Origin of the sequence: Calothrix sp. NIES-2098, from assembly GCF_963875125.1 — a bacterium.
Taxonomy (GTDB): domain Bacteria; phylum Cyanobacteriota; class Cyanobacteriia; order Cyanobacteriales; family Nostocaceae; genus Aulosira.
Genome location: NZ_CAWNKJ010000001.1, coordinates 5,562,006 through 5,577,777, shown reverse-complemented (window position 1 = coordinate 5,577,777; position 15,772 = coordinate 5,562,006). Strand labels below are relative to the sequence as shown.

General features: G+C 40.1%; 10 protein-coding genes. 9 read left to right on the top strand and 1 reads right to left on the bottom strand.

Annotation, left to right across the window (positions count from 1 at the left end):
- The first annotated feature begins 27 nt into the window (after window positions 1-27).
- The 5 genes from AACU33_RS23415 (at window position 28) to AACU33_RS23395 (ending at window position 6,260) form a co-directional block, all read left to right on the top strand.
- Window positions 28-1,413, top strand: a complete 1,386-nt coding sequence (locus AACU33_RS23415; RefSeq protein ID WP_096591026.1) for a DUF2079 domain-containing protein — start codon at window positions 28-30, stop codon at window positions 1,411-1,413.
- Window positions 1,414-1,475: 62 nt separating this feature from the next.
- On the top strand, window positions 1,476-2,852 hold the full coding sequence (locus AACU33_RS23410) for a mannosyltransferase (RefSeq protein ID WP_096591024.1): 1,377 nt from the start codon (window positions 1,476-1,478) through the stop codon (window positions 2,850-2,852).
- A 44-nt stretch (window positions 2,853-2,896) separates the two neighbouring features.
- Complete coding sequence (locus AACU33_RS23405; protein WP_096591022.1) at window positions 2,897-4,156, top strand: mannosyltransferase family protein; 1,260 nt, start codon at window positions 2,897-2,899, stop codon at window positions 4,154-4,156.
- Window positions 4,144-4,296 carry a hypothetical protein gene (locus tag AACU33_RS23400; protein ID WP_339376237.1) on the top strand — a complete coding sequence of 51 codons (153 nt, stop codon included), beginning with the start codon at window positions 4,144-4,146 and terminating at the stop codon, window positions 4,294-4,296. Before AACU33_RS23405 ends, AACU33_RS23400 begins: the two co-directional genes overlap by 13 nt.
- A 1,055-nt stretch (window positions 4,297-5,351) precedes the next feature.
- Window positions 5,352-6,260: a polysaccharide deacetylase family protein gene (locus AACU33_RS23395; protein ID WP_096591020.1), complete on the top strand. Its 909-nt coding sequence runs from the start codon at window positions 5,352-5,354 to the stop codon at window positions 6,258-6,260.
- A gap of 216 nt (window positions 6,261-6,476) precedes the next feature.
- On the opposite strand, the gene gltB is transcribed toward AACU33_RS23395, so the two are convergent.
- Window positions 6,477-11,180 (bottom strand): glutamate synthase large subunit, encoded by a 4,704-nt coding sequence (gene gltB / locus AACU33_RS23390; RefSeq protein WP_096591018.1) that lies wholly within the window; start codon window positions 11,178-11,180, stop codon window positions 6,477-6,479.
- Window positions 11,181-11,914: 734 nt separating this feature from the next.
- Here gltB and AACU33_RS23385 point away from each other — a divergent pair.
- The 4 genes from AACU33_RS23385 (at window position 11,915) to rpsL (ending at window position 15,713) form a co-directional block, all read left to right on the top strand.
- The gene (locus AACU33_RS23385) at window positions 11,915-13,951 is read left to right on the top strand and encodes a phosphodiester glycosidase family protein (RefSeq protein ID WP_096595360.1); all 2,037 of its coding nucleotides are present in this window, start codon (window positions 11,915-11,917) and stop codon (window positions 13,949-13,951) included.
- A 313-nt stretch (window positions 13,952-14,264) separates the two neighbouring features.
- Complete coding sequence (locus AACU33_RS23380) at window positions 14,265-14,693, top strand: phosphomannose isomerase type II C-terminal cupin domain (RefSeq protein ID WP_096591016.1); 429 nt, start codon at window positions 14,265-14,267, stop codon at window positions 14,691-14,693.
- A gap of 167 nt (window positions 14,694-14,860) precedes the next feature.
- The gene (locus AACU33_RS23375; RefSeq protein ID WP_096591014.1) at window positions 14,861-15,208 is read left to right on the top strand and encodes a HesB/IscA family protein; all 348 of its coding nucleotides are present in this window, start codon (window positions 14,861-14,863) and stop codon (window positions 15,206-15,208) included.
- Window positions 15,209-15,329: 121 nt separating this feature from the next.
- Window positions 15,330-15,713, top strand: a complete 384-nt coding sequence (rpsL, locus tag AACU33_RS23370; protein ID WP_086687982.1) for a 30S ribosomal protein S12 — start codon at window positions 15,330-15,332, stop codon at window positions 15,711-15,713.
- Window positions 15,714-15,772: the final 59 nt, after the last annotated feature.

Genomic DNA, 15,772 nt, shown 5'->3' with positions numbered 1-15,772 from the left:
TTTTTAATTGAAATTATTAAACAATTTATGCAAGAAAAACTTAAGTTAGGTGGTGTGAGTTGGATGATAGGCATTAGTGCCTTAATTCTCTTTTTATCTAGCAGCTTACGACATGAATTATTTCAATCAACCGCTTATGATTTAGGAATTTTTGATCAAGCAGTTTATTTAATTAGTCAAGGAAAACCGCCTATTTCTTCTTTCATGGGTTTCCACATACTTGGAGATCATGCTGCTTGGATATGGTATCCCTTGGCTTTACTGTACAAAATTTACCCCAGTGTTTATTGGTTATTTGCTGTGCAGGCAATCGCTTTAGCTTTCGGTGCTTTACCAACATGGTATCTAGCACGTCAAGCAGGATTAAAAGACAGCCAAGCCTCAGCAATGGCAGCTGTTTACCTTCTATATCCATTAGTATTTAATGTAAATTTATTTGATTTCCATCCAGAAGTCATAGCCATCCCAGGACTACTGGCGGCTGTTTTGGCAGCAAGAAGCAGAAAGATTTGGTGGTTTTGTGCCAGTATTATCCTCATATTAGGATGTAAAGCTGTCTTATCTCTCACAGTTGCGGCGATGGGAGTTTGGCTACTGGTATTTGAGAAGCGACGTTTATATGGTGCGATCGCTATTTTTGCAGGTATTGTGTGGTTTGCGATCGCCACACAACTGATTATTCCTTTTTTCAGTGGTGCAGAAGCAGCAGCAGTGGGACGTTACAGCTATTTAGGTAACTCAGTTTTAGATATTGCGAAAAATCTTGTAACTCAGCCGGGAATTATTTTATCCAAGGTTTTTTCTCTAGATAATTTAGGATATTTAATTCTATTGGTAGCACCTGTAATTTGGGGGTTATCACCTCAAAATATGCAGCCATTAATTGGTGCTATTCCTTGTGTAGCTCTCAACATTCTTGCAGATTATCAACCTCAAAAAGATTTGGTACATCAGTACTCTGTACCAGCAATACCATTCCTGATTTTAGCTGTAATTTCTAGCCTGGCTCAAGGTAGAGGATGGCTACAAAACAAACGTGGAATTATTTTATGGTCATTAGTGACATTCTTGAGTCTAGCGAAGTTTACTCATTTTGGTGGAAAATATTTAGAGTCTGTAGATAATTGGCAAGCCACAAAACAAGCAATCTCTCAAGTTTCAACTCAAGGAAATGTTTATACTACAGCACAAATTGCTCCCCATTTAAGCGAACGAGAATTTATACAGTTTACAAATACTGATTCACTACCAGGCGATTTTAACAGTTTTAATTATGTATTGTTGAATGTTCGCCATCCAGGTTGGGCAAGTAATCGAGAGTTTGCTATGAGTTTAGTAAATAAACTGCGAGCTAATTCTAAATTCCAACTGCAATATCAACGTGATGATGTATATTTGTTTTTGAAAAGATAGTAATTATTTATCAGTTTATTAACTAGTTTATAAAATTATTGCTTAGGGAGACATAATATTAGGTGTCCAAGAAAAAAAATCTTATTAGTTGGGTTTTACCTTTAATTATCTGCATTGCCTTTATTCTTTGTGCTGCTGTGGGAATGTTAATTTATCCAGATGCTTTTCATAAGTTCTTTTCGGTATCTAGACTATTTCGCGAAATACCCCCGGTTGCACCCCATAAAAGTTACTACTGGGACGTAGAAGCTTATGCAGAAATGGCTATAAATCCTAGTTGCAAAGCTTTTTATCCCCTATGGCCTTTCCTCATCCGTAATATCTTTCATCCCCAAACAATAGAACAAGCTGCTCACTATTTCTTAGTTACTGCAACTATTTTATTCTTTATTTCTACATTTTTATTTTTTTGGCTTTCACAAAAAGCTTTTCAAAGCTTTTATTTAGCATTTCTTGTGAGTTTAGCTTACGCTATTAATCCTATGGCAATCTTTCGAGCTATAGGTTATACAGAAAGTCTATTCACGTTTTTAAGTATCTTTTTTATTTGGATATGTTTGCCAAATTTTAAAATTAATCAAAATTTAAAAATATATTTTTTGTTTTTTATCACATTTTTAATGTCTTTAGCTAGACCAATAGTAGTTCAAATAGTTTTCTCAACATTAGCAGCAATTCTGACAGTTATTACATGGGAATGTTTAGATTTAAAAAATTATTCTGTAAGGACTATATTAAAGAATCTACAAAAATATCGGCATGAGCTGAAACTAACAATCGCTATATGGATATCAGCATTATTAGGATATATTGTCTATGGCACTTTCTGTTGGCAGACTAGAGGTGATTTTTTTGCACCTTTCCATGACCAGAGTCATTGGGGAAAAAGTTTTGGCTTGCATTTAGAACTATTATTTTTACCCAAAACTTTGCTTATAGATTTATTAGGTCTTTATCTACCGTTGATTGTTTTATCTTCAGCATTATTTTTCATTTATCTAAAAAAGATTAAACTTGAATCGCAGATAATTCTTCCTAAATTTATCAGCTGGTGGAATATTTTATTTTTGTATCCTCCTTTGTTAATTGTTGTATATTTATTTAACTTTTTCAAAGTCAATCTAAAGAGATTAAAGACCGATTCTGCTAATGCAATACCATCAAATTATGCCCATACCTTAGCAAAAAATTATATATTTTGGGTTTGTGTTTATTTCACTCTTGCTCACTCTGTTATAGTATTTTTAACCCAAGGTAGTCTATTTAGTTTAGGAAGATATGTTTTTGCTATGCCATTTTTATTTGTTGCTATCGGATATTTATATCGCTGTATACCTGGAAATACAAAATACAACACGCTATTCTGCTTAATTTCAATTTCAGCAATTATTTTAATTCAGCAATGGATACGCTATGGTCAAGATAAGTGGCTAGGTTAAATACATTTTTATTTAGACTATTAATTTAAAAATAAGCTATTTCAATGATACCAAATAAAGAATTACTAAAAAATGGTTTATTTTTTGGCATAGCAATGTGGTTATCTAGCCGTCTGATAATCGTTATTGCTATGTTATTGATTGCTCCTTCATTACCAACTCCAACCAACGGGATCGCTGCTACATTTAGTTGGAATGTTTTTTCCGCTTGGGATAGTATTTGGTATCAAATAATTGCCACTTTTGGTTATGGATATACTAATGAATATGGGCAGAGTGCTGTTGCTTTCTTTCCACTGTTTCCTTTATTAATTCATCTCATTATGCGCCTCGGTTTGCCTTATGAAGTCGCAGGCGTGCTGTTAAATAATTTGGCATTTTTAGCAGCTTTGATTGTGCTGTATTTTTGGGTAGAAGAGAAGTACGGTACAAATGCAGCAAGGTGGGCTACAGCAACTTTAGCATGGTGTCCTTATTCTGTTTATGGAACAGTTATATACACTGAAGGTTTGTTTTTATTATTCACTACAGCTGCCTTACGCGCCTTTGATAAACAGCAATATCTCTCTGTTGCATTATGGGGTGCATTATCCACCGCAACAAGATCCCCAGGAATGGCGCTGATACCTGCGTTTTTATTTGTTTCTTGGAAAGAACGCAGAGGTATAAAGGCTTATCTTGCTAGTTTAGCAGTGGGATTAGGTGTATCTATTTATAGTTTGTATTGCCAACTTAAATTTGGTGATGCGTTAGCTTTTATCCACGCACAAAAAGGATGGCGTTCTTCAGCAGGGTTTGACTGGCAAGGTTGGTGGTATAACCTGATGTTAGTTGTAATAGGCCCGGTTAATCCACAGTCTGGTCAGATTCGAGAACCATTACATCCACTACTGTTTACAATCTGTATTATTAGCGGTTTTTTATTATGGCGCTTCCGTCATAAGTTGACTTCTATCAAACTGATATGTAGTTTTTCTTTATTAAATTTAATACTATGGCTATTAGGAGGAGATCCATATATTAAAATTTTGCTGGTTTTTGGTGGTATTTATTTTTTATGGATTTCAAGAAAGAAGATTCCTCTAGCGGCTGTTATCTATGGCTTTTGCTCTTTTTTGTTAATCCTCAATATTGGGAATACATTGTCTGTTGAGCGCTATGCTTACGGTATTGTCTCACTTTCAGTAGGATTTGGATTGTTACTTGCCCGTTATCCTCGTTGGGGATATGCAATTATTGGTTTCTTCGCTATCCTCATAGCAACATTTGCTATCAGATTTTCTCAAGATTTATGGTTAGCTTAGATGGGATATCTAGCTACAAGTTTCTAGTTAACTGTGGGGAAGCCTCTAAACCTGCAAATGTGCTAACGCCTAGCTTGCTTCCCCGCACGTATACGAGGGAAGCAGAACGCCTCAAGTGTAAGTCGAACGAACCTACTTAAGTGATTTATCAGATATACAGTATACTAAAATACTATTTTGGCAATAAACTACTACATGAGTACTGGTGACAGTTAATTCATTAGAATTTATATTTGAATCTGTTCCCGGTTATGATATGATTACAGCCAACAAAATTCCTTTTCTCAGTAGTTTTGCGGTTATAGCGAGTATTTCTATTAGTTTAAAATATGCAAAAATATCATATTAATTGAGTAATACATATAGTAAAAGGTGGCTGATATAAGTTCTTAATAGTAAAAGTAACTCAATAATTACTCAACAGTTCAGGTATCATGTCATTCTATCGACACACGATAGCAATATAGATTCCAGAAAAATTTTTCTGAGTGAATGAGTAAAGAGTATATTGATTAACGAATAACTTAAGTTGGGAAATGGGAAACTATATTCCATTAGGAGTCGTCCACCCACTTAAGGGAAGATAACGGTAATACCTTAGAAATTGAAAATTTAACTTTTTCTTAAAAAAGAAAAAATCACTGTCAGCCTTACAATATACTCTGTCACCTATGAAATTGAATAATTTGTTAAATGCTTTTTGGGTAGATAGCACGTCCCTGATTGGCTAACTAAATACCTTACTTCTGAATATTTAGTGGGATATATATTTATTTATATGCCCAATTAACAAGAGGTAAAGAGTTGCACAATTAATTAACTAATAGCTTAAGAAGTCTGAGTAAATTCAGTATTCTTACTCCAAAATTTTTAAAGGTGCAGTCAATCACTAGATTGTTATGTATCCTTGTTTGAGCTATTGATAGATACAAATTCAAGGTTGAAACCTTGAAAATTGCATATTTGACATTAAATAGTAGCAAATATCGTATAGATAATGCTTCTCACGAAACCATAATCTGAGTTTGCATGGAACTTTTTAATCTATATGACTAATTGCTAAATTTCTGTTAATCTTGATTCAATTTTTCAAGATTACTAGACAGTGTCACTGTATCTAAGTCTGTAAAAAAAATGTGTTATGAAGTACCGTCAGATACTTAGTTGATGGTTCGACTATTAAAGGAGCTATTAAGTGGAACACAATAAGTCATTTTTTTGGCCGCAAGGACTATTAATTGCACTAGTTGCTTTAGTTGGTAGCTTTAGTCTTGGCTTGATGATGCTTGTCAAACCAAATGCCTCTGAAGCTCAGAGCCAGAATAATATAAGTGAAACCCCTACCTCTGCTAAATTAGGTACTCAAGAGCGTATTGAAAGCTTAAAGACAACTATGCTTTCAAGTTGGCAGCAACAAGCCAAAGCTAAGGGTTTCGCTTATGCTATCCCACCAAGTTTTTTAGGAAAAACTATTGAAGCGGCAAAACTAAGTCAAGGTAAGAAAGTTATTGCGCTTACTTTTGATGATGGCCCTTGGCCTGAGAGTACTGCACAAGTACTCGATATTCTTAAACAAAATGATATCAAAGCGACATTTTTTGTCGTTGGGCAGAACGTCAAGAATTTTCCCGATCTTTTAAAGCGAGTCGTAGCTGAAGGACATACTGTTGCCAATCATACTTGGCATCATTGGTATCATTTTATGAATCCACAAACAGCTGCCTATGAAATTGATAATACTACCAATTTAATATTTCAACTTACTGGTGTAAAAACAAATTTGTTTCGACCACCAGGAGGAATTATGCATAATGGAGTAGCTGCTTACGCTAAAAATAGCAAATACGCCATTATTATGTGGTCTTCTGACTCTATGGATTACTCGCGCCCTAGCGTGCCACGGTTAATCAATAATGTGTTTAGAGAAGCAAAACCTGGTGGTATCGTGCTAATGCATGATGGCGGTGGTAATCGTTCTCACACTGTGCAAGCTTTACCTAATATTATTGCCGACTTTCGCAAGCAAGGTTATAGTTTTGTAACTGTTCCAGAACTGTTAGAAATGCAAGCTAAAGACCAACAATTTATTGCAAATAAAAAGTAATGGTCAATTACTAATAACTTAAGTAAATAAGCTTAATTAAAACTAAAGTATTAGATTAGACTTCTGGGAAAAATCTAAATAAGTTCAAAATAAAAGATGAATGCAGATAAATATAAGTTTTTATCTGCATTCATCTATTTTTTTATCTTATAACTGAATTGGTATGTTAGCCATTAGTTTAGTAAACTATTGAGAACTAATGGCTAAACTCAGCAATTAAACTGTACTTAGCTGCTTGATTTGAGGATTTGCTTCTGGACTGTCGGCCTCTGAGGGTGGGACTAATTGCCAGAACTTAGGCAGAAATTCCTGCCAGTTTTGCAGAATCATCTTCGCTTTTGCCGATCCAGTGCGATCGCAATGTGTTTGAATTAATTCTTGCAATTGCTTTTCACCAGCTTCTGAAGTTACCCGTTGGATTTTGACGATATCCTTGTTGACTAATTCCGGGAAGGAATCATCTTCATCCAAGAAGTATGCCAGTCCTCCAGTCATCCCCGCTGCTACGTTGCGTCCGACTTTACCGAGGACGACAATTACGCCGCCAGTCATATATTCACAGCAGTGATCCCCAGCGCCTTCAATGACTGCTACGCCTTTGGAGTTGCGCACAGCAAAGCGTTCTCCTGCTAAACCGTTGGCAAATAACACCCCACCAGTAGCACCGTAGAGGCAGGTATTGCCAACGATGACATTTTGCGCAGGGTTATAGGTGGCATTAGCTGGGGGTTTGATAATGATTTCACCACCGTGCATTCCTTTGCCTACATAGTCGTTGGCTTCTCCTTCCAACCGAAGAATTATCCCAGGAAGGTTGAATGCGCCAAAACTCTGTCCTACACTTCCTTGGAAGTTGAGATGAATTTGTCCTGCAAATCCACTATCGCCATATTGAGAAGCGATCGCTCCTGCTAATCTAGCACCTACTGTTCTGTCGGTGTTGACTATCTTCAAGGTTTTGCTAATTGTAGATTGGTGACGAATCGCTGCTTGAATATCTCGATCGGCAAGCAACTCATCATCTATAACCGCACCGTTACTGTGAACCTCTTCATGCACCAACCAGCTACGGTTTTCTTTAGTATCTGGTAGCTGAAGTAAGCAGTTGAGATTTAGCGATTGCGTTTTGGTGAGTTTGACATCCTCACGCAATTTCAATAAATCTGCACGTCCAACTACTTCTGATAGCGAACGGTAGCCTAGTTTCGCCAAGAGGCTACGTACTTCTTCTGCCACAAAGTAGAAGAAGTTAACGACGTGTTCGGGCATACCAGTAAACCGCTTCCGCAGTTCTTCTTTTTGAGAAGCGACACCTACAGGGCAGTTGTTGGTATGGCAGATCCGCGCCATGATACAACCTTCGGCAATCATGGCGATGGAACCAAAACCGAATTCTTCACCGCCCATTAAAGCACCAATTAGCACGTCCCAGCCACTCTTGAGACCGCCATCTACCCGTAGAATTACGCGATCGCGCAGGCTGTTTTGCATCAACACGCGATGTACTTCACTTAAACCGAGTTCCCAAGGCGAACCAGCGTGTTTAATAGAACTCAGCGGCGATGCACCCGTACCGCCGTCGTGACCGGAAATCTGGATGATATCGGCGTTAGCTTTAGCTACCCCAGCTGCGATCGTCCCGATGCCGATTTCTGCTACTAGCTTCACCGACACCTGCGCTTTGGGATTGATTTGGTGCAGGTCAAAAATTAACTGGGCGAGGTCTTCAATCGAGTAGATATCGTGGTGCGGAGGTGGAGAAATTAGAGTTACACCAGGCTTAGAACGGCGTAACATCGCAATATAAGGACTTACCTTCGGCCCTGGTAATTGTCCACCTTCTCCTGGCTTGGCACCTTGGGCAATTTTGATTTCAATTTGTTTGGCGCTGGCTAAGTAACCAGGTGTGACACCAAAGCGTCCCGATGCAACTTGCTTGATCGCGCTAGAAGCAGTATCACCATTCCGCAATCCTTTGAGGTGGGGAAGGGTGGGTGAATGACCGGATTCGTCTACATCATCTAAAACTTTATAACGTACTGGATCTTCGCCACCTTCACCAGAGTTTGATTTACCGCCAATGCGGTTCATAGCGATCGCTAAAGTTTCGTGTGCTTCGCGTGACAAAGCGCCCAAAGACATCCCGCCGGTGCAGAAGCGTTGGACAATTTCACTAACTGACTCTACTTCTTCTAAAGGAATTGGCGAGCGATCGCTTTGGAAGTCTAGCAAATCGCGCAAAGCTGTTACTGGTCTACCTTGTAAATGCTTTTTGTAAACCTCGTAGTGGTCGTATTGCTTGCCATCTACAGCCTTATGCAATGCTTTTGCCAGTTCGGGGCTATTCATGTGGTACTCACCGCCACGACGGTACTGGACAAAGCCCAAGTTTTCTAACTTCTTGCTTGTTAGTTCTGGGAAAGCTTTGTGATGGAAAGAAAGTATTTCCGTAGCTAGTTCACTCACACTTAAGCCACCAATACGGGAGGCTGTACCTTTGAATCCTAGTGCTAACAAATCTCCACCGATACCGATGGCTTCAAAGATTTGTGCTGCTTGATAGCTGGAGAGTAAAGAAATTCCCATCTTGGAGAGAATCTTCAGTAATCCAGATTCTACAGCTTTGCGATAGTTGGCTATAGCTTTCTCTAGGGTGATGCTAGCGATTTGTCCCCGTGCCATAAACTGTTGGGTTTTAGGATCTGACCACCAATCGCGGACAGTATCTAAAGCCATATAAGGACAAACTGCACCAGCACCATAGCCAATTAGACAACCAAAGTGATGGGTACTCCAACACTGAGCAGTATCGACAATTAGGGATGCTTTCATCCGCAACCCTTCGCGGATCAGATGATGGTGTACTGCACCCACTGCTAACAGAGGAGGAATGTAACTATATTCTGTACCTAGAGGAGAGCGATCGCTCAATATCAAAATCTTCGCACCCGCCCGTACCGATTCAGCTGCTTTGGCTTGTAAAGCTTCAACTGCTTTCTTCAAACCTTCTGGGCCTGTGGCTATTTCAAACAGAGTTGATAATTCGGCAGTGGCAAATCCTGAAAGTTTAATCGCTTCTAATTCTGCCTCTGTCAGTACTGGCGATTCTAGTTTAATTCTGCGAGCGTACTCTGGCTTAACTTCTAATAAGTTACCTCGTTCGCCCAGTTCAACTTTCAGCGACATTACTAGCTTTTCCCGTAAAGGATCGATTGCTGGGTTTGTCACCTGTGCAAAGCGCTGTTTGAAATAGTCATAAAGCAAGTGGGGTTTTTCTGACAGCACTGCTAGAGGAATATCATCTCCCATACAGAAAGTAGGTTCAGAACCTTGCATCGCCATTGGCTGAATCACCATTTCTACATCTTCTGTGGTGTAGCCAAAGGCAACTTGATGTTGCAGCAAGGTTTGTCTATCGATTTTTTCTGCTGTTATGTGTCCATTATCGCTGGCAACATGGCCATTACCATTGGTGTTAATAGCCTTATGAGCATTACCATTGGTCGATGCCGCATGACCATTAACTAGGTCTTTCAGATCTTGACGGTGGTGTTTCAACCATTCCCCGTAAGGGTGCTGTTTGGCGATGCGCTGTTTAATTTCCCAATTTTTCAGCACCTCATTCGTGGTTAAATCCACGGCAATCATCTGTCCAGGGCCAAGCCTGCCTTTTTCAACAATGTTAGCTTCTGGGAGGTCTACTACACCTGCTTCGGAAGCTACAACAATGTAGTCGTCTTTAGTGATGGCGTAACGAGCTGGTCTTAAGCCATTGCGATCTAATGTGGCTCCGACTTTTTGCCCGTCACTAAATACCAAAAGTGCCGGGCCGTCCCACGCTTCTTGCAAACCACTGTAGTATTCGTAAAAATCGGTAATCTCTGGATAGTCCTTGAGAGAAGGCTGATTTTGGTAAGCTTCTGGAACCAGCATCATCAAGGCTTCCAAGGGGCTGCGTCCAGAACGCACCAACAGTTCAAATACGTTGTCTAGAGTGGCTGAGTCGCTATTGTCAATGTGGACTAATGGCTTGAGTTCATTAATGCGATCGCCCCACACAGGATGTTCTAGACTAGCTTCTCTAGCCATCATCCAGTTGATATTGCCTAACAAAGTGTTGATTTCGCCATTATGACCCAACAACCGCATTGGTTGAGCTAAAGGCCACTTGGGCATGGTGTTGGTACTAAAACGGCGATGATAGACTGCAAAAGCGCTTTTGTAAGCAGGATTTTTGAGATCGTCATAAAAATCTCCCAACACCGCAGAACGCACCATGCCTTTATAGACAATTGTGCGGCTCGATAAGGAGCAAACGTAAAAGTCATCCGAGATACTTTTTGCCGCTTTAAAAATCCGACGGCGGGTAATATACAGTTCCCGTTCTAGTTCTTCACCGCTTTTAGTTGCAGAAGATAAAAAGACTTGTTCGATTTGGGGTTGATTTTCTTTTGCTTGTATCCCTAATGAATGAGGCTGCACTGGTACTACTCGCCAGCCCAGTACGGTTAATTTTTCCTCAGCCGCAATTTGCTCAACCATTGCTCGCGATTTTTGCGCTGCTTCGGAGTCTTGTGGTAAGAAGATCATGCCCACAGCCAAATTACTGCTGGATAAAGCTTCTATTTCTTTGGGGATATAGTCTGCTTGGAACAACTCCCAAGGTATAGCGGTCAATATCCCTGCACCATCGCCTGAGTCTTGGTCAGCGCTACAACCACCCCGGTGTTCTAAGCAAGTTAAAGCAGCTAAAGCTTTGGCCACAATTTCGTGGCTGGCAAAATTCTGGCGATGGGCGATAAACCCTACACCACAAGCATCTCGTTCCTCAACTAACCACCTTTGCCCCTGGTAACTATCCCTTGAGTCAGTATGTGAAAATGACATTTTCTGCACTTGATTCATTGGTTTATTATGCATAGCCTGTTCCTGAAATGCTGAGTTACGAATTTTGCCGCTGCTTGTGAGAAAAATTTCTCAGATTGAGCAATGGAGGAAAACAAAAATCACCGAAATTTAAGGAAAAAAAATTTTAACTTCGGTTTTACGTTTTGTTTTACCGTGTTAAAATAATCGCGTTATTTTTTATGTGTTTATGCTGAGTTAGACAAATTACCTTTGCCCTGTAGCTTTTTATTTATATCGTGAAGCTAAGTATTCTCTCAATTCTTTACCAGATGACAGCTAATTTCCAGGTAAAGTTAGTGATAACCAACCCGAAACAAAAGTTGCCAAAATTACCCGGATGCGGTAATAAAATTAGCCTATTACACTATATGCCCATTTGACAATTCCTAAATATTTCTGTTGTTATCTAGATTTTTGTTGATTTTATTGATTGCCACTTGCGTTACTACTAGCTATACCTCACTTGAGTAGCAACAGTAGCAAACATCGGTGAGGAGGGAATATTTTAATCCAGCTTCTATTACCAAGACTTCCGTCTTGGGCTGCTGGAAGCGCCAGTGAAAACACTGAGTTGCAGTAGTTTGATGAAGAAATACTTGTTTGTTTCTACAAGAGATAGCAAGCCATCATATATATTATCACGTTTGAGTAAAGCTCAGATCGTGATTTTTTAGGAATTTTAAATCATCAATGAACCTAGCTCTTGGGTGATAGCTTTCCAAAGTACCTCGTAAATAATGTTGAAAATGCCAAATAGCGATCGACCAAAATACCTTACTGCTTTTGTAAATCAGGGTCATAGCCGAGTTTTTTGGACTAATATTTCACCAATTATTGCCACAGCACTGTGTTTATATACTACCAGTGCAACGAATGCACAGCAGTTACCCACGCTGACCAGATCGCCAAATTTAACGTCTCAGATGCCAACAGTTCCCACCTCTAGGGTATTGACCTCTGGTAATCAAATTTCCCTAAATGGGCGTACTTTATCAGGAGCTTGGTTGCAGCGTCCAGGAACTGCGGATCGAGCAACAATTTATCTTAGTGATGGCGCACTCAGGCAGTTAATAGGAGTAGATTTATTAAATACTAACGAGCCTGTCAGACAACCAGTTGAGTGGTTTTCACCAAGTAAAACGCCAGTAGTTCTAGGCGCTTGGCTGCAAAGAGGATACCGCTATTTAGATATTACTAATTTTGCCCAAAAAGCAGGCTGGCAGATTCAAGCTAATGGCAATATTTTGGTGATTTCTACGCCAGCAGCGACAGTTAAAGAAATTATTCAAAGTCAACAACCTGTGGGCGTTAGCGAAGCTCCTCCAAAGGAGGCTCGCATCTTTGTAGATTTAGATCGCCCAACTCCTTGGCAAGTATCACAAGAGTTACCAGTCAAAAGTCCTCAAGATCCTGACACGCCAACACCTAAACCCTCTAAAATCCCTAATCGAATTTGGAAAGTTAGCTTAGATGGAATAGCTGACCCCGCTTTGATACAACGGTATACGCCCCTCCCAACTGCACCGATACCAACAACACCACTGCTAAATCCACTCAAACAATTATTACCAATACCAGTATCACCAGCGCCCACTCCAGAATCAGAACCATTAATTAAGCAAGTCGAGGTAGTCAATAACCAAACAGTGATTAGTTTGAGCGTCCCTTTTGGTATGGCTCCTCGGATTAGTACTCTCGCTAACCCTAATCGCTTAGTTATAGAGATTCGTCCTGATGCACTGGTAGAGAAAAATATTGCTTGGGCTAGAGGATTGCAATGGCGACAGCAGTTTTTCAATTTAGGTAAAGAACGCTTTCCGATCGTTTGGTTAGAAATTAATCCACGCGCCTTTGGGTTAACACTGAAACCGATGCGCAGTAACCTCAGTTCTCTAGCTGGTACTGCTCCCTTAATGCAAATAGCACCAAAATATTCAGCAGCAGCAGCAATTAATGGTGGTTATTTTAACCGCAATAATCGCTTGCCTTTGGGTGCAATTCGTCAGGATGGTCAATGGGTGTCAGGGCCGATACTCAACCGTGGAGCGATCGCTTGGAATGATTCTGGACAATTTTATTTCGATCGTCTCACATTAGAAGAAACTTTAATTGCTTCAAATAACCTGAGGTTGCCAATTCTCTTTCTCAACAGTGCTTATGTACAAAGTGGTATTGCTCGTTACACCCCAGTTTGGGGAGCAACTTACACTCCCCTAACAGATAACGAAATTATCCTCACTGTCCAAAAAGACCAAGTTACTAATCAGTTACCAGGCGGTAAAGCCGGTCAAACCAACTTTCCTGTACCTCAGGATGGCTATCTATTAACCTTACGCGGTAACGCTGTGAATACAGCTGCACAATTGCCCATTGGTACTGCACTCAGCATTACCAGCACTACTGTACCTAGTAACTTTAGCCGTTATTCCAACATCATCGGTGCTGGGCCACTATTGGTAAAAAATCGTCAAATTGTCCTTGATGCTAAAAGCGAAAAATTCAGCAATGCCTTTATTGCCGAAAAAGCAATCCGTAGCGGCATTTGCACCAATAGCACAGGGAATTTGATGATTGCTGCCGTACATAATCGTGCTAGCGGCCCCGGCCCTACTTTGGCGGAACATGCTCAACTCATGCAACTTCTAGGTTGTGTAGATGCTCTAAATTTAGACGGTGGTAGTTCTACCAGTCTTTACCTAGGAGGACAACTCATTGACCGTTCACCCAGTACTGCTGCACGTGTCCATAACGGCATTGGTATTTTTCTGGAACAGAAGCAATAAATTAAGGCATTTGTCAAGAGTCAAAAGTCAAAAGTCAAGTATTTCAATTCTCCTGCTCCCTTGTCCCCCAGAGCCCGTTCCCAATCTCTAGCCTGTTTTTAAAGTTGAGAATAAGCTGGGATTTTGATTGATGAAGAATTCATATAGACGCAGTAGTTTAATGAATGGAGTTTTACAGCATCAAAGTTGATTTTGCTATGTTGGGCAAAGTGCGGCTCAATTACAGATTTTCGCTACTGCAAGATAACGCCAGATTTTTCATCAATGGTTCATAGAGTACAGACGGTTTGTTATATCTCCAAACGAGGTCACTATGGTTCAATTTTCAGAAGCAACACAAACTAACACTCTGCCCTTACCGCCAGCCATTAATTCCAGAGGCGTTGCAGCTACTGAGTTACGCCCTTGGGGTTCTTTTACAGTTTTGGAAGAGGGGCGCGGATATAAAATCAAACGCATTGAAGTTAAGCCGGGACATCGCCTCAGTTTGCAAATGCATCATCATCGCAGCGAACACTGGATTGTTGTTTCTGGTACAGCTAGGGTAGTTTGTGGTGAAAAAGAAGTTTTGTTAAGTAACAATCAGTCAACCTATGTACCTCAATGTACAACTCATCGTCTGGAGAATCCTGGTGTAATTCCCTTGGTTTTAATTGAAGTACAGAATGGTGAGTATTTGGGTGAAGACGATATTATCCGTTATCAAGACGATTATGCTCGTAATAGCGAGCCAAACCGTTAAATTACTTTGACTTAGCAATATTTTCACTCATCCCACTTGGTTGTCAGGTGGGATTTTGCGTTATTTTCCTCTGTAATTCTTCACTTTCCTTCTTCATACCTCAATCACCATATCAACCCATCTGTAATACTCTAAAGATGGGGTTTAAAATGACTACAATAAATTCTATGATTCAGTTGAGTCCAGCCGCGGCTAGTGAAATTCAGCGATTAAAGTTAAAGCAGCCGCAAAATGTTCTATTTCGATTAGCAATTAAAGCTGGTGGTTGTTCTGGGTGGTTTTATGAAATGTCATTTGATGAAACAGCAAAAGTAGGCGATCGCACTTTTGACTTGAATGGCATCCAATTAGTTGTAGATGCAGAAAGTGTAAAATATATTCATGGGTTAACAGTGGATTATTCAGAAGATCTGATGGGTGGTGGCTTTCGCTTCCAAAATCCAGGGGCGATCGCTACCTGTGGTTGTGGTAATTCTTTCGACTTCACTCAAGAATATTTAATCAATCATCAATAGTCCAAAACATTCAATAACCCTTAAATTACTGAGAAATACTAATTGACAGGGAATCTTGAAAAAAGTTATAATTAGGATTTGTTAAAACTTAGACCCTAAGCAGCTTCACGCGCTGTAACTCATGCCAACTATACAGCAGCTCATACGTAATGAACGCGAAAAAGCGCGTCAGAAAACCAAGTCTCCGGCTCTGAAACAATGTCCCCAACGTCGGGGTGTTTGTACCAGGGTATACACGACTACGCCTAAAAAGCCTAACTCAGCACTCCGGAAAGTGGCAAGAGTCAGGCTGACTTCTGGATTTGAAGTTACAGCTTACATTCCAGGAATTGGTCATAACTTACAAGAACACTCAGTTGTGATGATTCGTGGCGGTCGGGTTAAGGATCTACCAGGTGTGCGATACCACATCATCCGTGGCACCTTAGATACAGCCGGAGTGAAAGACCGCAAACAAGGCCGTTCCAAGTATGGAACAAAGCGTCCAAAAGAAGCGAAAAAATAGGAACTAGGCGATTAATCGCATCAAAGTACGATTAATCGTCTAACCTAGAATAGCTCAGG